The 19,681-nt window shown below is 65.3% G+C and carries 18 protein-coding genes; 11 read left to right on the forward strand and 7 right to left on the reverse strand.

The window, feature by feature from the left end; all coding sequences use genetic code 11:
* Window positions 1-69 precede the first annotated feature (69 nt).
* From ET21_RS0107770 to ET21_RS28165, 3 genes are all read left to right on the forward strand, one after another.
* Window positions 70-432 carry an iron-sulfur cluster assembly accessory protein gene (locus ET21_RS0107770; protein WP_021237174.1) on the forward strand — a complete coding sequence of 121 codons (363 nt, stop codon included), beginning with the start codon at window positions 70-72 and terminating at the stop codon, window positions 430-432.
* 38 nt (window positions 433-470) lie between these two features.
* Window positions 471-1,277: an epimerase gene (locus tag ET21_RS0107775; RefSeq protein WP_030539216.1), complete on the forward strand. Its 807-nt coding sequence runs from the start codon at window positions 471-473 to the stop codon at window positions 1,275-1,277.
* A gap of 88 nt (window positions 1,278-1,365) precedes the next feature.
* Window positions 1,366-1,542 (forward strand): hypothetical protein, encoded by a 177-nt coding sequence (locus ET21_RS28165; RefSeq protein ID WP_193378964.1) that lies wholly within the window; start codon window positions 1,366-1,368, stop codon window positions 1,540-1,542.
* A 2-nt stretch (window positions 1,543-1,544) separates the two neighbouring features.
* Here the strand turns inward: ET21_RS28165 and ET21_RS0107785 are convergent, their stop codons facing one another.
* Window positions 1,545-2,444, reverse strand: coding sequence for a DMT family transporter (locus ET21_RS0107785; RefSeq protein ID WP_030539217.1), 900 nt, complete (start codon window positions 2,442-2,444; stop codon window positions 1,545-1,547).
* The gene (locus tag ET21_RS0107790; RefSeq protein WP_030539218.1) at window positions 2,441-3,454 is read right to left on the reverse strand and encodes a low specificity L-threonine aldolase; all 1,014 of its coding nucleotides are present in this window, start codon (window positions 3,452-3,454) and stop codon (window positions 2,441-2,443) included. The genes ET21_RS0107785 and ET21_RS0107790 overlap by 4 nt, the downstream gene beginning before the upstream one ends.
* A 155-nt stretch (window positions 3,455-3,609) precedes the next feature.
* On the opposite strand from ET21_RS0107790, the gene ET21_RS0107795 reads away from it, so the two are divergent.
* Complete coding sequence (locus ET21_RS0107795; RefSeq protein ID WP_021237169.1) at window positions 3,610-4,701, forward strand: branched-chain amino acid aminotransferase; 1,092 nt, start codon at window positions 3,610-3,612, stop codon at window positions 4,699-4,701.
* A 79-nt stretch (window positions 4,702-4,780) separates the two neighbouring features.
* Window positions 4,781-5,989 (forward strand): FAD-dependent monooxygenase, encoded by a 1,209-nt coding sequence (locus tag ET21_RS0107800; protein WP_030539219.1) that lies wholly within the window; start codon window positions 4,781-4,783, stop codon window positions 5,987-5,989.
* Window positions 5,990-6,196: 207 nt separating this feature from the next.
* Here the strand turns inward: ET21_RS0107800 and acs are convergent, their stop codons facing one another.
* Complete coding sequence (acs, locus tag ET21_RS0107805; RefSeq protein ID WP_030539220.1) at window positions 6,197-8,140, reverse strand: acetate--CoA ligase; 1,944 nt, start codon at window positions 8,138-8,140, stop codon at window positions 6,197-6,199.
* Window positions 8,141-8,321: 181 nt separating this feature from the next.
* Between acs and ET21_RS0107810 the strand changes: the two genes are divergently transcribed.
* Window positions 8,322-8,993 (forward strand): glutathione S-transferase family protein, encoded by a 672-nt coding sequence (locus ET21_RS0107810; protein WP_030539221.1) that lies wholly within the window; start codon window positions 8,322-8,324, stop codon window positions 8,991-8,993.
* A gap of 37 nt (window positions 8,994-9,030) precedes the next feature.
* Here ET21_RS0107810 and ET21_RS0107815 read toward each other — a convergent pair whose 3' ends face one another.
* Complete coding sequence (locus tag ET21_RS0107815) at window positions 9,031-10,200, reverse strand: diguanylate cyclase (protein WP_030539222.1); 1,170 nt, start codon at window positions 10,198-10,200, stop codon at window positions 9,031-9,033.
* Between the two features lie 79 nt (window positions 10,201-10,279).
* Window positions 10,280-11,161 (reverse strand): LysR substrate-binding domain-containing protein, encoded by an 882-nt coding sequence (locus ET21_RS0107820; protein ID WP_021237164.1) that lies wholly within the window; start codon window positions 11,159-11,161, stop codon window positions 10,280-10,282.
* A 332-nt stretch (window positions 11,162-11,493) separates the two neighbouring features.
* Between ET21_RS0107820 and ET21_RS0107825 the strand changes: the two genes are divergently transcribed.
* From ET21_RS0107825 to ET21_RS0107835, 3 genes are all read left to right on the forward strand, one after another.
* Complete coding sequence (locus tag ET21_RS0107825) at window positions 11,494-13,788, forward strand: CDC48 family AAA ATPase (RefSeq protein ID WP_030539223.1); 2,295 nt, start codon at window positions 11,494-11,496, stop codon at window positions 13,786-13,788.
* Window positions 13,789-13,948: 160 nt separating this feature from the next.
* Complete coding sequence (locus ET21_RS0107830; protein ID WP_030539224.1) at window positions 13,949-14,596, forward strand: class I SAM-dependent methyltransferase; 648 nt, start codon at window positions 13,949-13,951, stop codon at window positions 14,594-14,596.
* 82 nt (window positions 14,597-14,678) lie between these two features.
* Window positions 14,679-15,944 carry a glutamate-5-semialdehyde dehydrogenase gene (locus ET21_RS0107835; protein WP_030539225.1) on the forward strand — a complete coding sequence of 422 codons (1,266 nt, stop codon included), beginning with the start codon at window positions 14,679-14,681 and terminating at the stop codon, window positions 15,942-15,944.
* A gap of 37 nt (window positions 15,945-15,981) precedes the next feature.
* On the opposite strand, the gene kdsA is transcribed toward ET21_RS0107835, so the two are convergent.
* Together kdsA and ET21_RS0107845 are read right to left on the reverse strand one after the other, a co-directional pair.
* The gene (gene kdsA / locus ET21_RS0107840; RefSeq protein ID WP_030539226.1) at window positions 15,982-16,809 is read right to left on the reverse strand and encodes a 3-deoxy-8-phosphooctulonate synthase; all 828 of its coding nucleotides are present in this window, start codon (window positions 16,807-16,809) and stop codon (window positions 15,982-15,984) included.
* A 5-nt stretch (window positions 16,810-16,814) separates the two neighbouring features.
* The gene (locus ET21_RS0107845) at window positions 16,815-17,108 is read right to left on the reverse strand and encodes a hypothetical protein (RefSeq protein WP_021237159.1); all 294 of its coding nucleotides are present in this window, start codon (window positions 17,106-17,108) and stop codon (window positions 16,815-16,817) included.
* Between the two features lie 21 nt (window positions 17,109-17,129).
* Between ET21_RS0107845 and ET21_RS0107850 the strand changes: the two genes are divergently transcribed.
* Both ET21_RS0107850 and ET21_RS0107855 read left to right on the forward strand, forming a co-directional pair.
* Window positions 17,130-18,257 carry a hypothetical protein gene (locus tag ET21_RS0107850; RefSeq protein ID WP_030539227.1) on the forward strand — a complete coding sequence of 376 codons (1,128 nt, stop codon included), beginning with the start codon at window positions 17,130-17,132 and terminating at the stop codon, window positions 18,255-18,257.
* A complete protein-coding gene (locus tag ET21_RS0107855) occupies window positions 18,254-19,627 on the forward strand; it encodes a cytochrome P450 (RefSeq protein WP_030539228.1) in 1,374 nt (457 codons plus the stop codon). Before ET21_RS0107850 ends, ET21_RS0107855 begins: the two co-directional genes overlap by 4 nt.
* Window positions 19,628-19,681 lie beyond the last annotated feature (54 nt).

Consider the following 19,681-nt stretch of genomic DNA (forward strand, 5'->3'; position numbering starts at 1 on the left):
TGTAAGGCGGCGTTCCTGACAGGCCCTCCCCCGGCCCCTTCCGCCAGCGGGAGGGGAGAGGAGTTGAGAATGACCGAAACGACGACCAAGACCCGCGCCCGCCCTGCCGCCGTCATCCTGACGCCAGCGGCGGAGCAGCGCATCGCGGACCTGATGGCCCAGGCGCCCGAAGGCACGATCGGCGTCAAGCTGTCTACGCCGCGCCGGGGCTGTTCGGGCCTCGCTTACTCCGTCGATTATGTGACGGAGGAAGCCCGGTTCGACGAGAAGATCGAAACGCCCGGCGGCACCTTCTACATCGATGGCGCGTCGGTGCTGTATCTGGTCGGATCGACGATGGACTGGGTAGAGGACGACTTCACCGCCGGTTTCGTCTTCAACAATCCCAATGCCAAGGGAAGCTGCGGCTGCGGCGAGAGCTTTACCGTCTGAACCACAGCGTTGCTGCCTGCGCGGAGGGGGAGGGAATGATGCCGCATCTGCTCATCCTCGGCATGGGTTATACCGCGTCCCGCATGGCGGCGCGCCTGCGTGGCGAGGGATGGCAGGTCACCGGCGTCCGCCGGGCCGCCGATAACGATGCCCTTGCTTTCCACGACGAAAGCGACGTGCGCGCCAGCATCGCGCGGGCGACGCACATCCTGTCTTCCGTCCCGCCGGAGGGGGAAGAGGACCCCGTTCTCACCCGCTACGCAGATGCCATCGCCGCCGCGCCAGCCATCTGGAGCGGCTATCTTTCCTCCACCGGAGTCTATGGCGATGCGGCAGGGGCGTGGGTCGATGAGGCCAGCCCGACCGGATCGGACCGGCGCGCCGCGCGGGTGAAGGCGGACAGGGACTGGCGCGGGCTTCGCGCCGATCTGCGCTGCTTCCGCCTGCCCGGCATCTATGGTCCCCGCCGGTCAGCGATCGATCGCGTGCGAGAGGGCAAGGCGCATCGCGTCGACCTTCCCGGCCAGATATTCAGCCGCATCCATGTCGACGACATCGTCACCGGCATTATCGCGTCCTTCAGCGGGCCACCGGGCATCTACAATCTGGCCGATGACCTGCCCTGTGCGCAAAACCGGCTGGTGGAGGCCGCCTGCGGCCTGCTCAACCAGCCCCTGCCGCCGCTCCAGACGCTGGAAGAGGCGCGGCTTTCCTCCATGGCGCGGTCCTTCTACGCCGAAAACCGGCGAGTCGCGAACGGCCGCGCCAAGCGGCTGCTGGGCTGGTCGCCGCGCTATCCGACCTACCGCGAAGGACTGGCCGCCTGCCTCGCCGAGAGCGGGTAGACCGGTTCGGCGCAAAGCCGCCCTATCGCTTACGTCTCGTTAACCAACAGCCGCCATGGATGGTCCCATCAGTTCACGGGGACCCGCCATGGATAGCATCGAGCATGTTTTCGCCGCCGTCAGCCATCGCATGAACAGCATGGCCGCGCCCGTCCGCCCCGCTGGCGCGCCCGAACCGCTATCCAGCCTGATCGCCAGGGTGAACGCGGCCAAGCGGCTGTACGAACCGGGCATGGGCCTGGCTGGACCGACGCGGCTCGACTAAGCTCAACCGGCCTTCGACCGCAGTGCGATGGCCATGCCAGCGACCGCCAGCAGCCCGCCCGCCATGCTGAGCGGCGTCCAGCGATAGCCCTCCGTCACGGTGGAAATGAGCATGGCGATCACGGGTATCAGCACGCTGGTATAGGCCGCCCTGCCTGCTCCCATGCGCTGGATCAGCTGGAAATAGAGCGGGAAGGTGACGACCGATCCCGCAATCCCCAGCCAGGCGATGCCGAACAGATAACCGGCGCGCCACTCCATCACCGGCGGACCGACCGTGATCCATGCATAAAGCGCGTCGATCGCGCTGCCGGTCAGCATGGCCCATGTCAGCACCGCCACCATCGGAAGGCGGCGGGCGATGTCCATGCCCTGCATGACATTGGCGGCGGAGGCGCTGAACAGCCCCGCAGCGCTCAGGCCGATACCCAGCAGCACCGCGTCGGCTGACACGGGCGCGGCGCGATATTCGCGCAGCAGCAGCATGGCGATCCCGGCGATCGCGATCAGCGAACCAAGGATGAAGGACCGGCTGACCGGCTGGCGAAAGGCGATCCAGGCGAGGATGCTGTTGGGGATCAGCAGCAGGGCATAGACGGTCGCGACGACGCCGGAGGTAAGATAATGTTCGGCCCGGTAGACGAAGTTGAAGTTGAGCACGAACTGCGCCAGCCCCAGCAAGGCCGCGAAAGCGACGCCCGGCCATGGCAGCGCCAGCGGCACGCGCCGCATCCGGGCGAACAGCGCCATGCCGATCCCGCCCAGAAGGAAGCGGTAGCAGACCGACCAGCTGGGCGGAACGGCGGCCAACTGGTCGCGGATCACGATCCAGGTCGAACTCCAGATCAGCACCACCAGCAGGAAGGGGATGACGATGCCGCGATTCGCGCTGCCTTCCATCATCCCAGCGCCCTTAGCGCATCGGCCATGGGCTGCACGCTGGCGCTGTCCTGCGACCAGTTGGTGACGAGCCGCGCCGCGCCTTCGCCCCAATCGTGGAAGTCGAATCCCTGGGCGCGCAGCGTCGCGGCCTCTGCCGGGGTGAGGCGGATGAACAGTTCATTGGCCTCGACCGGGTGCATCAACCGGCCCGCCGCTGCTCCGCCAAGGGCCTGGGCGGCGGCATTGGCGGCGCGGGCGTTGGCCAGCCACAGCCCGTCTTCGACCATGGCGAGCAACTGGGCGGCGAGATAGCGGCCCTTGGACAGCAGATGCCCGCCCCGCTTGCGCCAGCGCTCCGCCTCCGCCGCGCGCGCCGCCGCTTCCGGGCCGAAGAAGATCAAGGCTTCTCCCACCATGCCGCCATTCTTGACGCTGCCGAACGACAAAATGTCGACGCCCGCCCGCCAGGTCAGGTCGGCGGGGTGACAGCTAATTGACGCCACCGCATTGGCGAAGCGGGCCCCATCCATGTGCAGCCGCAGCCCGTGATCGTGGGCCAGAGCCCCCAGCGCAGCGACCTCATCGGGCGTATAGACAAGGCCATATTCGGTCGCCTGCGTGATGCTGATCGCGCGGGCGGGGACCTGATGCACGTCCGGGCGGATAAGGGCCAGCCGGTCCCTGACCGTTTCCACCTGCAATTTCGCGCCTGCGCCCGGCAGCGTCATCAGCGTCGCGCCATGGGTGTAGAAGCCGGGCGCGCCGCATTCGTCCACCACGACATGCGCTTCCTCATGGCATATCACCCCGCCATAGGGCGGGCACAGGCACGCCAGCGCGATGCTGTTGGCGGCGGTGCCGGTGGTGATCCACAATGCCTTCACCGGCGCATCGAACAGGGCGGAAAAGGCGGCATCCAGCTTCGCCGTCCACGCATCGCCATCATAGCCATGATCCGCTTGATCGGCGGCGGCGATCGCCGCCATCACCCTGGGGCAGACAGGTGTCGCATTGTCGGAAAAAAAGTGCATGGGCGGGGAATAGAGGGCAGACCGGATCGCGCCAAGATGCCAGCATGTGCCGACCGGACCTTTCGATGCCGCAACAAATGGGTCAGTATTAATGACCCATTGTTTCAGCGCGCCGTTTGTGACATAGGCGGCCGCTATTCCAAGGAGCAACCAACATGGACGTCCAGCAGAAGTCGCGCTTCACCGTCAACCCGAGCAGCAAGGCTGTATCGGCTGACCAGCGCGCGGTACTGCTGGAGGATCCTGGGTTCGGCCGCCTGTTCACCGATCATATGGTGACGATCCGCTATACCGAGGGGCAGGGCTGGCACAGCCATAGCGTCGGCCCGCGCGAACCGTTCCAGATGGACCCGGCCTGTGCCGTCCTGCACTATGCGCAGGAAATCTTCGAAGGCATGAAGGCTTACCGGCTGGCCGATGGCAGCATCGCCATGTTCCGGCCGGAGGAAAATGCCCGCCGCTTCGCCGAATCGGCCGAACGGCTGGCGATGCCGGTGCTGCCGGAGGATATCTTCCTGGAGGCGGCCGAGGAGCTGGTGAAGATCGATGCCGACTGGATTCCCGGTGGCGAAGGCAGCCTTTATCTGCGGCCCTTCATGTTCGCCAGCGAGACATTCCTGGGCGTGCGGCCATCGGCGGAATATATTTTCTGCGTCATCGCCTCCCCAGCGGGCGCCTATTTCAAGGGCGGCAAGAAAGCGGTCACGCTCTGGGTGTCCGAACATTATACGCGCGCGGCGCGGGGTGGCACCGGCGCGGCCAAATGCGGGGGCAACTATGCCGCCAGCCTCGTCGCTCAGGCCGAAGCCAGCAGGCATGGCTGCGATCAGGTCGTATTCCTCGACGCTGCCGAACATAAATGGGTCGAGGAACTGGGCGGCATGAACGTCTTCTTCGTGATGGACGATGGATCGCTGGTGACGCCGCCGCTGGGCGGCACGATCCTGCCCGGCATAACCCGCGACAGCATCATCAAGCTCGCCCGCAGCAAGGGGCATGAGGTGCGCGAGGAGCCCTACAGCTTCGGACAATGGCGCGCCGACGCCGCCAGCGGCAAGCTGCGCGAGGCCTTCGCCTGCGGCACGGCCGCGGTCGTGACCGCGATCGGCACGGTCAAGAGCGTTGAGGGCGACTTCACCATCGGCAACGGCGAAGGCGGGCTGGTGACCGAAGCGCTGCGCGCCGAACTGACCGGCATTCAGCGCGGCACCGTGGCCGATCCTTCGGGCTGGGTGCGCAAGCTGTAAGCTGGCCTGATGTGCTCCTGCCTTGCGCAGGAGCACCGTCGCGCTTCCCAATCGCGCTCCAAGCGCCTAGAAGAAGCCCATGCAACACTTTGACGTCGTCATCTTGGGCGGGGGCCTTGTCGGGCTGACCCTGGGCATCGCTCTGTCAGGACATGGCGTGCGCTGTGCCGTGATCGACCCTGCCGATCCGGTGGAAACCGCGTCGGCGGGCTTTGACGGGCGGGTTTCGGCCATATCTTCTACCAGCTATGCCATGCTGTCCGCCATTGGAGTGGGTGAGCGGCTGGAGGGGAAGGGGTGCCCGATCGATCGCATCTGGGTAAGCGACGGGCTGGAACCCGGCGCGCTCGACTTCGCTCCTGACGAGGATGACGGGGTGATGGGGATCATGTTTCCCAATCGCGACCTGCGCATCGCGCTGGCGCAGACGGCGGAGCAGTGCGGCAATCTGGTCCGGTTCCAGCCTGACAGAGCCGCCCATGTCGATCGCAATGCCGATGGCGTCAGTGTGACCCTTGCCAGCGGTCAGACGATTCGCGGCGCGCTGCTGGTCGGGGCCGAAGGCCGCAACAGTCCCACGCGCGAAGCGGCGGGCATCCGCACGACCCGCTGGAATTACAAGCATGCCGCGATGGTGACGGCGATCGATCATGAGGTGCCGCACGCCAACACGGCCTATGAGATTTTCTATCCCGGCGGCCCTTTCGCGCTGCTGCCGATGCTGCCGGGCACGCGATCGGCGGTCGTATGGACGGTGCCCACGGACCAGGCGCCGGCGATGCTGAAACTGTCCGAACGCGCATGGCTGGCCGAAGCGCAAAAGCGGATCGGCGGCTTTCTGGGTGAAATTGCACTGGCGGGGCCGCGTTCCTCCTATCCGCTGGGTTTCCATCACGCGGTCCGCATCACCGACACGCGCCTTGCCCTGGTCGGCGACAGCGCGCACGCGATTCATCCCATTGCCGGGCAGGGCCTGAACCTTGGCCTGCGCGACGTCGCGGCGCTGACGCAGGTGCTGGTGGAAGGCATGCGCCTTGGCCTTGATCCCGGCGACGCGCAACTGCTGACCCGCTATCAGCGTTGGCGCGGCATGGATACGCTGTCGGTCAGCGTCGCGATGGACGGGCTGGTCCGGCTGTTCGACGTGCCAGGGCGGATTCCGTCAGCAATACGCCGGTTCGGGCTGGCGGCGGTGCAGCGCACCTCTCTGCTCAAGAACCGCTTCATGGCCGAAGCACGGGGCGAATCAGGCGCGCTGCCGCGTCTCCTGACCGGCGAGATGGTCTAGGCCGCTTGAGCGGCGAGATTGTTGATTTAGCGCGCTAAGGATAGTGCAGATTTTCCCGCCGCTCTGAGCCTGTCGAACGGGGGCTTTCTTCAGGGAAGAAGGCTTCGGCAAGCTCAGCCCGGACGGGTTGGGTGATGTTCAGATTGCGGGGAATCGTCGCGACAGTTCGGCGGCGCTCCCGCTTGGCAGGAGCACCGCCGCCCGTCCTCAACCCTGCCGGTTCGCCACCAGATCGTCCACGACGGACGGGTCGGCGAGCGTGCTGGTGTCGCCCAGCGCCTGCGCCGACACTTCGCCCTCGGCGATCTTGCGCAGGATACGCCGCATGATCTTGCCCGACCGGGTCTTGGGCAGGCCAGGCGCGAACTGGATGACGTCCGGCGTGGCGATCGGACCGATTTCGGAGCGGACCCAGTTGACCAGCGTCTTGCGCAGTTCCTCGCCCGGCTGTTCACCGCTGTTCAGCGTGACATAGGCGTAGATGCCCTGACCCTTGATGTCGTGGGGGAAGCCGACCACGGCCGCTTCGGCCACGGCTTCATGCAGCACCAGCGCGCTTTCGACTTCCGCCGTGCCCATGCGGTGGCCCGACACGTTGATGACGTCATCGACGCGCCCGGTGATCCAGTAATAGCCGTCCGCGTCGCGCCGCGCCCCGTCGCCGGTCGTATATTTGCCGGGGAAGGTGGTGAAGTAGGTTTGGAAGAAGCGCTCATGATCGCCCCAGACAGTGCGCATCTGTCCCGGCCAGCTTTGCGCGATGACCAGATTGCCTTCGGCCGCGCCTTCCAGCACATGGCCCTCGCCATCCACGATCTGCGGCACCACGCCCGGCATCGGCAGGGTGGCGGAGCCGGGCTTGAGGTCCGTCGCCCCCGGCATCGGCGCGATCATCGCCGCCCCCGTTTCCGTCTGCCACCATGTATCGATGATCGGGCAGCGGTCCTCGCCAACGACATGATGATACCAGCGCCACGCTTCGGGATTGATCGGCTCGCCCACCGTGCCCAGCAGGCGCAGCGACTTGCGGCTGGTGCGGGTCACATAATCGTCGCCCTCCTTCATCAGCGCGCGCAGAGCGGTGGGTGCGGTGAACAGGGTCTGCACCTGATGGCGGTCCACCACTTCCCAGATGCGGCTGGGCGTTGGGTGGTTGGGCACGCCTTCATACATCAGCGTGGTCGCGCCGTTCGCCAGCGGACCATAGACGATATAGCTGTGGCCCGTGACCCAGCCGATGTCCGCCGCGCACCAGTAGATGTCGCCGGGGCGATAGTCGAAGCACAGTTCATGGGTCAGGCTGGCCCACAGCAGATAGCCGCCGGTCGTGTGCAGCACGCCCTTGGGCTTGCCGGTGGAACCGGAGGTATAGAGGATGAACAGCGGGTCTTCCGCATTCATGGGTTCGGGCGGGCAATCGGCGGGCACATTGGCGGCCGCTTCGTGCAGCCAGACATCGCGGCCTTCGGCCATGCCGACGTTGCCGCCGGTCGCCTGCACCACAACGACCTTGCGGACGCTGGGGCAATCCTTGAGCGCCGCGTCGACATTCGCCTTCAACGGCACCTTCTTGCCAGCGCGGCAGCCTTCGTCGGCGGTGATGACCAGCGTCGAATCGCAATCGATGATCCGGCCCGCCAGTGCCTCTGGCGAAAAGCCGCCGAAGACGACGCTGTGGATGGCGCCGATCCGGGCACAGGCGAGCAGCGCGAAGGCGGCCTCCGGGATCATCGGCAGATATATGGTGATGCGGTCGCCCTTCTTCGCGCCCGCCTCTTTCAGGACATTGGCGAGGCGGCACACTTCCTCATGCACCTGGCGGTAGGTGTAGCGGCGCGGCTGGGCATCGGGGGAATCGGGTTCCCAGATGATCGCCGTCTGGTCACCCCGGTCCGCAAGATGCCGGTCGATGCAGTTGGCGCTGACGTTGAGGACGCCGTCAGCGAACCATTTGACGCCGAAGTCAGCCTCGGCAAAGCTGCTTTCGTTGGTCCTGGTGGGAAAATTCACCCAGTCCAGCCGCTTGGCGCGGTCCAGCCAGTAGGCATCGGGTTCTTCGATCGAGCGACGATAATCTGCCGCGCGTCCATCCCGGTCGAGCAGCGCAGAGGCGGCCCATTCAGAAGGGACGGGGAAAAAATCGTCAGACATCAGGCATCCTTTCCGTTGCGAACTCCGCGCTCTGGAGACCTCTAGAGCCACATTGCGGCGACCGGAAGTGCGGATTGCGGCCCGGCCGCAGAGTTTCCGCCGCAGCGGTCGGAATTTTTTGCGCCGGACGCCGCCATTTGCCGCTTTCCGCGCCGCCCGGCTCCGCTTAACAGGGGGCGATATGTGGCAGCTTTTCCAATTTCCCCTCTGTCCCTTTTCCCGCAAGGTGCGCCTGCTGCTGGGGGAAAAGGGGATCGGCTATGATCTGGTGCGCGAATCCCCATGGATGATGCATGACGAGTTTCTGGACCTCAATCCGGCCGGCACCACGCCCGTGATGGTGGATGAGGACAAGGGCATGACCCTGATCGACAGCCAGGCGATCTGCGAATATTTCGAGGAGACGGTGGAAAAATTCCCGCTGATCTCCGGCACGGCGGCGGGGCGGGCGGAAGTGCGGCGGCTGACCGCTTTTTTCGACCAGAATTTCTATGGCGACGTCGTCGGTCCGCTGCTGCACGAACGGATGAAGAAGCGGCTGATCGAACGCGCGCCGCCCGATGCGCGGGTGCTGCGCGAGGCGATGAAGCGCGCCAATGTTCATATGGATTATATGGACTATCTGCTCGACCATCGCAGCTGGATGGCGGGCGCCACGCTGAGTTTGGCCGATATAGCCGCGGCCGCGCATATTTCGGTCGCCGACTATCTGGGCGGCATCGACTGGGCCGGGCATGAAACGGTGAAGCGCTGGTATGCAGGCTTCAAGTCACGCCCGTCCTTCCGCCCCCTCCTGTCCGAGCGGATGGAGGTGATCACGCCGCCCGCTCATTATGAAAAGCCGGATTTCTGACCGATAGACCCCCGCCGCGCATGGGTGGCGCGGCGGATCAGTCCGCCTCCGCCGCCAGATAGACACGGTTGCGGCCATGTTCCTTGGCGAGGTAGAGCGCCCGGTCGGCCGCTTTCAACGCCGCGCGGGGATCGTCGTAGAACAGTACATTGGCGACGCCCGCGGAAAAGCTCACCCGCTCCATGCGTTCGCCATTGGTACGGTTGACGAGGCTGCGGGTCGACAGGTCGGCGCGTACGCCGTCGACCGCCTCGCACGCTTCCGCCGCCGTCTTGCCCCGGAACAGCATGACGAACTCCTCCCCGCCGTGACGCGCGACATGACAGCGGTCGTTGCTGATCTTCGACAGCAGGCCAGCGACGAATTTCAGGACGCGATCGCCCGTGTCATGGCCGTGAAGGTCGTTGATCTGCTTGAAATGGTCGATGTCGCAGAAGGCGACCGACAGCTGCTCGTTCCGTTCCCTGGCCAGTTCCAGTTCCTGCCGCAGCGCCGTTTCGAAGGCGCGGCGGTTGGGCAGGCCGGTCAGATGGTCATGCTCCGCCGCGCGACGGGCGGTCTCCAAGCTGGATTTGAGCGCGAGATTCTGCTTCTGGTTGTTGCGCAGCTGCATTTCCACCTGGCGGGTCTTTTCCACCATCGACCGGGTCAGCGCCACGAGCCGGGCGAGAACGGGTTCGTTATTGCCCTCGGCGGACAGGCCCTTCACCTCTTCCTGCAAGGCGGCGCCATAATCCTTCGCCGAATTGCGCGACTCGGTCATCAGGCCGGTGAACTGGGACAGATTCTCCTCCACCTGCGACAGCATGGAGGCCAGGGCGTCCGCCGTTACCTCGTCGGTGCGCTGCTCCGCGGCCACCGTTTCGACCCAGCCGTTGGTGATCTTGCCGCGCTCGGCGAGGACGGCCTTCACCGCCTTTTCAACGCCGATGTGAGAGCCGGTCAGATAATCATGGGCGACGCCGAAATTCAGCGGCGTGAGGTCGAGGTCATGGGCGAACAGGAAGTCGCCAATATCCTCGTACAGCTTGCGCCGCCGGGTGATTTCCCGGTGCGCGATGCTGCCCGCCCGCGCCCGCTGGGGATCGCTCTCCCCCACGTCCTGATCGGCCTCGGCCTTGGTGGAAAGGCCGCGCGCCCATCGGGTCAGCCGATCGGTCAGGCCGTGCTGCGGGATTGCCGCGTGTGATGATGATGCCCCAGTCATGCGACCTATAACGGACCGGCGCCGTCATGATTAAGGCGGCGAAAAGCAAAAAGCGCCAAGTGGCTGAAAGCCGCCGCTTTTAGATGTCGGCCCCGACCAGCCAGTCGCGGAAGATCCGCACCGCACGCGTCTGGAGCGCGCGGGGACGGCACACGAAATAATAGCGGTAAGGGCTTTCCACATGGGTGTCCGGGAACAGGCGCACCAGCCGCGAGTCACCGGCTTCGTTGAAGTGGCTGGCGTGCATGACGGCAACGCCCAGGCCCTGCGCCGCCGCTTCGAGCATCAGCTGGCCGGAATCATAATTGTCGATCGCCAGGGGTTGCAGGTCGGGCAGGCCGACGGCTTCCTTCCACGCCTCGAACGCCAGCACCATGTCGCGGTGGAGCAATATGGTATGCTGGGCAAGGTCCGCCGGTGTGTTGATGGCGCTTGGCGGCTCCATCAGGGCCTTGCGCCCGATCAGATACACCTCGTCATGGTCGAGCTCATGCGCATAGAGCGCCGGGTCGATATCCTTCGCCAGGACGATGGCGGCATCCAGTCCTTCGCCCAGCCGCGCCACGGCATAGGGCGTGGTTTCGATGTCGATGTGCAATTGCGGGTGACGCTGCCGCAAGGCGCCCAGATGCGGGAACAGGCGCTGCGTGGCGAACAGCGGCATGACCGCGAGCCGCAGCCGCAACTGGTTGCCGCCGCTCTGGATATTTTCCAGCGCCTGGCTCAGCGAATCCAGCGCGGGCGCAATGTCGTCCAGCAGACGCTGCCCGTCTGCGTTGATCTCCAGCGCCTGATGCTTGCGATCGAACAGGGGCCGCCCGATAAATCGTTCCAGCGCCTGGACGCGGCGGCTGAGCGCAGGCGTGGACAGGGCAAGTTCTTCCGCCGCCGCCTTGACCGAGCCAAGGCGGGCAACCTGAACAAAGGCCTCAAGGGCTGTAAGGGGCGGCAATCTGCGCATATTTATCGATCTATTTCCGCGGTCCGCTGCGTCGCATCATTGCTTCCTCTCTCACGAACCGTTTCGCTGTCTGCCTTATCCTCTCCCAATGAGCAGCAAAATGCGCCAGTTGGCAAGATGCAAAAAACGCAACTGCTTCATTCTTTTCGCACTTGCGAAAGGATTCAGCAAGAGACAAAAGGGACGGGCCTTTCAGGCATCCTCTCCTTAAAACTTTCCGGGCTGGCCTTCAGGTCAGCCTTTTTTTTGTTCTTCGCCGTGTCCGGGGCGGGCCTTTCCAAGCGGCGCGGCGTTACCTATGTCGTTACGCGGCGACAAGAATGGGGATGGCAATGGCCGAACAGGAAAGTCCAGGACGCAAGATTCAGGTAGCCAACGCCCGGCCGGAAGATGCGGGGCGCGGCCTCGCCCGGATACCGGTGGCTGCTATGGCGGAGCTGCATCTGGCGGAAGGCGATGTCGTCGAGATCGCCGGAAAGCGATCGACCCCCGCGCGGGTTGTGCGTCCGTACAAGGAGGATGAGGGGCTTGACGTGCTCCGCCTCGACGGGCTCCAGCGCGCCAATGCGGGCGTCGGGTCGGGCGACTTCGTGCAGATCCGCAAGATCGAACCCCGGCCCGCGCAGCGCGTCGTGTTCGCGCCTGCACAAAATAATCTGCGGCTTCAGGGCAACCCCGATGGCTTGAAGCGGGTCTTCTTCCAGCGGCCGCTTGCCGCGGGCGATGTCGTCGCGACGGCGGGTCAGCAGCAGGTCCCGCCCAGCGACATGCCCCCGCATCTGCGGCAGATGCTGGCGGCGCCCGCCTATGCGCTCCAGGAGATCCGGCTGGTGGTCGTATCCACCCTGCCCAAGGGTTATGTCCATATCGACGCCGATACCGAAATCGAACTGCGCGCCGAATATGAGGAGCCGCGTGAGTCCCGCCGCGCCGACGTCACCTATGATGATGTCGGCGGCATGGCCGAGGCGATCGATCAACTGCGCGAGATGGTCGAGCTGCCGCTGCGCTATCCTGAACTGTTCGAACGGCTGGGCGTCGATCCGCCCAAGGGCGTTCTGCTCCATGGCCCGCCGGGAACGGGCAAGACGCGCCTTGCCCGCGCCGTCGCCAATGAATCGGAGGCCGAGTTCTTCCTGATCAACGGGCCGGAGATCATGGGTTCGGCCTATGGCGAGTCGGAAAAGCAACTGCGCGAAGTTTTCGAGGCAGCGGCCAAATCCGCGCCGTCGATCCTGTTCATCGACGAAATCGACTCGATCGCGCCCAAGCGCGGCAATGTGACCGGCGAGACCGAAAAGCGGCTGGTCGCGCAACTGCTGACGCTGATGGACGGGCTGGAGCCGCGCACCAACCTCGTCGTCATCGCCGCCACCAATCGGCCCGAAGCGATTGACGAGGCCCTGCGGCGACCCGGCCGTTTCGACCGCGAAATCATCGTCGGCGTTCCCGATGAACGCGGGCGGCGCGAGATTTTGGGCATCCACACGCGCGGCATGCCGCTGGGCGAAGGGGTCGATCTGGGCGAGCTGGCGCGGATGACCTACGGTTTCGTCGGCGCTGACCTTGCGGCGCTGACGCGAGAAGCGGCGATCGAGACGGTGCGCCGCTTCATGCCGCGCCTCAATCTGGAGGAGGGCACCATCCCGCCTGACGTGCTGGAGGAGCTGTCCGTCTCGCGCGACGACTTCATGGCGGCGATCAAGCGCGTCCAGCCTTCGGCCATGCGCGAAGTCATGGTGCAGGCCCCGAACATCGGCTGGGCCGATATTGGCGGGCTGGACGATGCGCAGATGCGCCTCAAGGAAGGGGTGGAACTGCCGCTCAAGGACCCTGACGCCTTCCGCCGCATCGGCATCCGTCCGGCCAAGGGCTTCCTGCTCTACGGCCCGCCCGGCACCGGCAAGACGCTGCTGGCCAAGGCGGTCGCGCGCGAGGCGCAGGCGAACTTCATCGCCACCAAGTCCAGCGACCTGCTGTCCAAATGGTATGGGGAGAGCGAGCAGCAGATCGCGCGCCTTTTCAACCGCGCGCGGCAGGTCGCGCCCACGGTCATCTTCATCGATGAGCTTGACAGCCTGGTGCCCGCGCGCGGCAACGGGCTGGGCGAACCGCAGGTGACGGAGCGGGTGGTCAACACTATCCTGGCCGAGATGGACGGGCTGGAAGAACTCCAGTCGGTCGTCGTCATCGGCGCGACCAACCGTCCGACGCTGGTCGATCCTGCCCTGCTGCGGCCCGGCCGTTTCGACGAACTGATCTATGTGCCGGTGCCGGATGAAAGCGGGCGGCGGCATATATTGTCGATCCATACGGCGAAAATGCCACTGGCCGGGGACGTGGATCTGGACCTGCTTGCAAGGCGCACGGAGCGCTTCACCGGCGCCGATCTGGAGGATCTGGTCCGCCGCGCGGGCCTGATCGCGCTGCGCCAGTCGCTGTCGGTGGACAAGGTGACGCAGGATCATTTCCTGGCGGCGCTGGAGGAAACGCGCGCCTCCGTCACTGCCGAGATGGAGCATGAATATGAGCAGATCCAGTCACAGCTGAAACAAAGCGCCATGCGGGTGGATCCGATCGGCTTCGTCGCGCCGGGCATGGTCCGGTCCCGCGAACGGGACGGTTGAACAAGGGCGCGCTGGGGGCGGATTGAACTCATCCGTCCCCCGCGCGTTCGCTACCCAACCCCGGCAGCCGGGCCTTTTGGTCCGGTTTCCAAGCGAAGCGGCTTGCAAGCCATGCCGTTATTTGCAAGGCCGGGCGAGCAAGGCAAACAGGCGAGGATAGATGGCCTCCACTCCGGTGAATAAAGACAGGATATCGGCCCGCGGCGGCGATCGTCCGGCAACGTTTCTCAGCCAATGGAGCATGTTCTTCCGCCAGTTCGTGAAGCATCCCGGCATGATCGGGTCGATCATCCCATCCTCATCCACGCTGGTGGACAGCATGTTGTCGGGCGTGGATTGGCAGCGTACGCGCCTGTTCGTGGAATATGGTCCGGGCGTGGGCACCTTCACCCGCACGATATTGGAGCGGATGCACCCGGATGCGACTCTGATCGCGATCGACCTCAACCTGGATTTCGTCGCCTGGCTGGAGGCGCGCATCGCCGATCCGCGCCTGCGCGTGGTGCACGGGTCCGCCGCCGATGTCCGCCGCTTCATTGCGGAGGCGGGTCATCGGCAGGCGGATTATATCCTGTCCGGCATTCCCTTTTCCACACTGCCCGATGGCGTGGGCGATGCGATCTGCGCCGAAACGCAGGCGGCGTTGCGTCCCGGCGGCGAGTTTCTGGTCTATCAGTATTCCGCCTATGTCCGGCAGCTCCTGTCGGCGCAGTTCGATGAGGTCGCCGAACAGGTGGAATGGCGCAACATCCCGCCCTGCCGCACCTTCCGCGCGCGCAAGACCGAAAGGCTGGCGCAGGCGGCCTGATCCAAGGGCCGGATCATTCTTCTGCCGGTTTCGCTATGCGCCCCTTTCATGCTAAGGGCGCGGGCGAAAGGCATTAAAGATCATGAACGACCTGACCCAGACTCCCGAAATGCTGATCAGCGGCATGGGCGCGCGCGCGCGTTCGGCCGCTGCTGTCCTCGTCACTGCCAGCGACGCGCAGAAGATCGACGCGCTGCGCCGTGCGGCGCAGGCGCTCCGGGATCAGGCGCCGCAGATTCTGGCCGCCAATGCGCGCGACATGGAAAATGCCGCCGCCAACGGCCTTTCGCCTGCGATGCTTGACCGGCTGCGGCTGGACCAGGGCCGGGTCGAAGCGACAGCGGCGGGCGTGGATCAGGTGGCGAGCCTCGTCAATCCGCTCGGCAGCGTCATCGATACGCAGGTCCGCCCCAATGGCATGGAGCTTTCCCGCGTGCGCGTGCCGCTGGGCGTGATCGGCATCATCTATGAAAGCCGCCCCAATGTGACCGCTGACGCCGCCGCGCTTTGCCTGCGCGCGGGGAACGCGGTGATCCTACGCGGCGGCAGCGAGGCGAAGGAGAGCAATCGCGCGATACACGCGGCCTTGATCGAGGGAATCGTCGCGGCGGGCCTGCCTGCCGATGTGGTGCAACTGGTGCCGACCACCGATCGCGCCGCTGTGGGCGCGTTGCTCAAGGCGTCCGACTTTGTCGACCTGATCGTGCCGCGCGGCGGCAAGAGCCTGGTGGCGCGGGTGCAGGAAGAAGCGCGGGTGCCCGTGCTGGCGCATCTCGACGGGATCAACCACAGCTATGTCGACGGCGCGGCCGATCCTGACATAGCGGTCAAGCTGATCGTCAACGCCAAGATGCGCCGCACCGGCATTTGCGGCGCGACCGAGACGGTGCTGATTGACAAGGCATTCGGCGGCGCACCGGCCATCGTGCAGGCGCTGCTCGACGCCAAATGCGAAGTGCGCGGCGACGCGGCGGTGCAGGCGATGGATGCGCGGGTCACGGCAGCTTCGGACGAGGATTGGAATACAGAATATCTCGACGCCATCGTGTCGGTGCGCATGGTCGATGGCCTGGAGGAGGCGCTGGCCCATATCGCCGCCCACGCCAGCCATCATACCGACGCCATCATCACCGAGGATGCGGAGAGGGCCGAGCGTTTCCTGAACGCGGTCGACAGCGCGATCGTGATGTGGAACGCTTCGACGCAGTTCGCCGATGGCGGCGAATTCGGGCTTGGCGCGGAGATCGGCATCTCGACCGGCCGCCTCCATGCGCGCGGGCCGGTGGCGCTGGAGGGGCTCACCACCTATAAATGGCTGGTGCGCGGCACGGGCCAGACGCGGCCGTAAAGGATATGTGCTCCCGCCTTCGCGGGAGCACAGTGACTTATCCCTTCACCGCCTCATCGATCGCCTTGAGCTTCTCCAGCAGCGGACCGACCCATTTCAGCGGCAGCATGACTGGGCCATCCGATGGCGCATTGTCCGGGTCGTCATGCGCCTCCGCGAAGATCGCCGCGACCCCTGCCGCGACCGCGCTGCGCGCCAGCACCGGCGCAAATTCCCGCTGCCCGCCCGAAGCCGATCCCAGGCCGCCGGGCTGCTGCACCGAATGGGTGGCGTCGAACACCACCGGATAGCCGGTCTGCGCCATCACCGGCAACGATCGCATGTCGCTGACCAGCGCATTATATCCGAAACTGGCGCCGCGTTCGGTCAGCAGGATGCGTTCATTGCCGGTGGAGGCGACCTTCTGCGCCACCGCCGCCATGTCCCAGGGCGCGAGGAACTGGCCCTTCTTCACATTGATGACCGCTCCGGTGCGGCCTGCGGCGAGCAGCAGGTCGGTCTGGCGGCAGAGGAAGGCCGGGATCTGAAGGATGTCCACGGCCTGCGCCGCTGCTTCGACCTGTCCTGCCTCATGCACGTCGGTCAGCACCGGGCAGCCAAGGCGCGCCTTCACCTCCGTCAGGATCGCCAGCCCCGCGTCGATTCCAACGCCGCGCTGTCCCGCAACCGAAGTCCGGTTCGCCTTGTCGAAAGAGGCCTTGAAGATGAAGGGCACGCCAGCGCTTCCGGCCGCCTCCGCCAGCTTTTCCGCCATCATCAGGGCGTGATCGCGGCTTTCGATCTGGCACGGGCCGGAAATCAGGACGAACGGAAGGTCGTTGCCGATCGTCACCGGCCCCACGGAAATATGGCGCTGCTGTGTCATGCCGCTCACTTCGGCGCTTTCACAAAGCGGCGCAAGAGCTGTCCCCGCCACAGGCCTTTGCCGGGATGATAGTTCCAGCAGAACCAGCCGAAAACGAGGCAGGCGAGCAGCGAGGGCAGGGCCATCGGGTCGCCATTGGCGCGCATGTGCCGGTAAAAGGCGAAATCCGCCCGCCACCGGTCCCGCTCGCTGCCGCCGCCATTGATGCCATAGGCATTGTCATGCTTCCGGCAGCCGATGTTTCGGTTGTATTTGCGGTGATCTATGAAATAGCAGTAGTCGCGTTCGGGTGTCGTCATGGCCCGATGTGGAACAGGGCCGTGCAGAAGTTCAAGCGTAAAGTCTTCTACCTTGGCGGTTTCGATCCGCGCGGGGTGCGTTTCTACCATCAGATGTATCGCGAACAGGCGGAGCGCTATGCCCGGCTGTCCGGCGAACGGGTGGAGGTGAGCGCGCGCCGTTCCGGTCCCGCTTCGTCCGCGATCTGGACCGTGTCCAACCAGAGCGCCGGAGTGGAAACCGAATATGAGTTTCTGCGCTGGGAGGATCTGGTCGGCAAGGTGTGGATTCGCAATCCGCTGCTGCTCGCCTGGCGCTCCATCGCGACCTATAGCGCTCATGCCCGGCACATGCAGTTCCGGCGCATGCGCAGGCTGCGGCCCGGTCCTGTCATCACCATTCTCTACCCGCCGCTTCTGGCGGTGCTGATCCCGCTGGCTCTGGCGCTCGTTCCGGCATTATTGCTGTCGCTGCTGTTGCCCTTCTGGGCGGCGGCGCTGATCGGCATCGGCATCAGCGCGCTGCTGTCCGGCCGTTTGCTCAACAAGCTGATCGTGCCCTGGCTGCTGCGCTTCATGTATTACAACCACAGCGTCGCCGCGCGCGGGCCGGGCGCGGAGATGGAGGCTCGCCTCGACCAGTTCGCCGCGCGTATCGTGGAGGAGATGGACGGCCCCTATGACGAGGTGATCTTCGTTTCGCACAGCAACGGCACCATCTATGCCATGAGCGTCCTTCGGCGGATCCTGGAACTGCGCGGAAACAGGCCGCTCCCCGCGAATTTCACCGTGCTCACCCTGGGGCAGGTCGTCCCCGTCGTCGCGCTGCGCAAGGACGCCCGCTGGTATCATGCCGATCTGAAGGCGCTGGATGACAAGCATTTCCGCCTGATCGACCTGTCCGCGCCGCCGGACGGCGCGGCCTATTATGATGTCCATCCGGTCCATCTTGTCTCAGATCAATGCGCGGCGCGCGTCGATCTGCTCTCACCGCGCTTCCACCTCTTCTACGATCCGCAAAATTACCATAGTGGCTGGTCGAACAAATATGAGGCGCATTTCGATTATCTGCGGGTGGGCGACCGCCTGTCGCCGGTCGATTATGTCAGCCTGACCGCTGGCCGCCGCACGATCGATGAAGCCATAGCCGCATTCAGGGCCATTCCGTGACCGATCATTTCACGCCTCCCTATCCGCAGCCGCCGCGCACCCGCCGCGGCCTCGTTAAGCGCTTCCTGCGCGGCTGGCACAGCTGGATTCATGTGCTGTTCGAAAAAAGCTACACGATGAAGCTGGGCGAAATCCGCCTGCCCGGCCAGACCATGTACATTGCCAACGAACTGCCGCTGGTGGACAGGATCCTGCGCGGCGGCACGGCCTTTCCCAAGCATCGCGAGCTGGTCCGCAACCTGTCGCCGCTGATCGGCAATTCGGTCTTTTCCGCCAATGGCGAGGATTGGGAAAGCCAGCGCGCGATGGTGAACCCGGCCTTCGCCCATACGGCGCTGCACCGGTCCATGCCGCTCATGGTCGCGGCGGCGGACGACCTGCTCGCCCGCATCGATGCCGCTGACCGGAGCAAGCCGGTCGATATCGACCCGATGATGACCCATGTCGCGGCCGACATCATCTTCCGCACCCTCTTTTCGCAGGCGCTGGACGAGCAGCGGTCCAACATCATCCACAACGCCTTCGGCCGGTTTCAGCGGTTCGCGCACAGCGCGTCGATGCTGCGGCTCTACGGCTTTCCAGCGCGCTGGTTCGAACGGCGGTCGTTGAAACCCGCCAAGGCCATCCATGACGTGTTCAGGCCGATCGTCGAGGCGCGCTATCACGGCTTCCACCAGCGGGGCGAATCGCCGCACAAGGACATCCTGCAATCGCTGATCCAGGCAAAGCATCCGGAAACGGGCGAACCCTTCACCCTGCAACAGGTGATGGACCAGGTTTCGACCGTGTTCCTGGCGGGCCACGAAACATCGGCGAGCACCATGACCTGGGCGCTCTATATGCTGGCCGAATGCGCCCATGTTCAGGATGCCGCCCGCGCCGAGGTGGAGAGGGTGGCGGACGGCGCGCCGCTCGCGGCCGCGATGCTCAAGGATATGGCCGTCATCCGCAACATCTTCCGTGAAACGCTGCGCCTCTATCCGCCAGTCGCCTTCTTCCCCCGCGAAGTGCCTTGCCCGATGCCGATGCGCGACAAGCAGCTGGAGGAGGGCGCGATGCTGGTTGTCGCGCCGTGGCTGACCCAGCGCAACAAGGATAATTGGGGCTGCCCGCACAGCTTCGATCCCGGACGCTTCGACGATCCCGCCAATGCGGAGATGGTGAAGCAGGCCTGGTTCCCTTTCGGCCGGGGGCCGCGCGTGTGCGTCGGGGCGGGCTTTGCCCAGCAGGAGGTGATGACGGTGATCGCCAGCGTGGTGCGCCGCTACCGCCTGTCCGTGCCGCAGGGCTTCAAGCCCGAGCCGATCAGCCGCCTCACCATCCGGCCGCGCACGGGCATGAAGCTGTTGTTCGATCGGGCAGGGGACTGACGCAAGCGCTGGCGCGCCTGTTCCCTCCCCGCACGTACGCGCGCGAAGGCGCGG

The organism is Sphingobium sp. DC-2 (assembly GCF_000722555.1).
GTDB classification, from domain to species: Bacteria; Pseudomonadota; Alphaproteobacteria; order Sphingomonadales; family Sphingomonadaceae; genus Sphingobium; species Sphingobium quisquiliarum.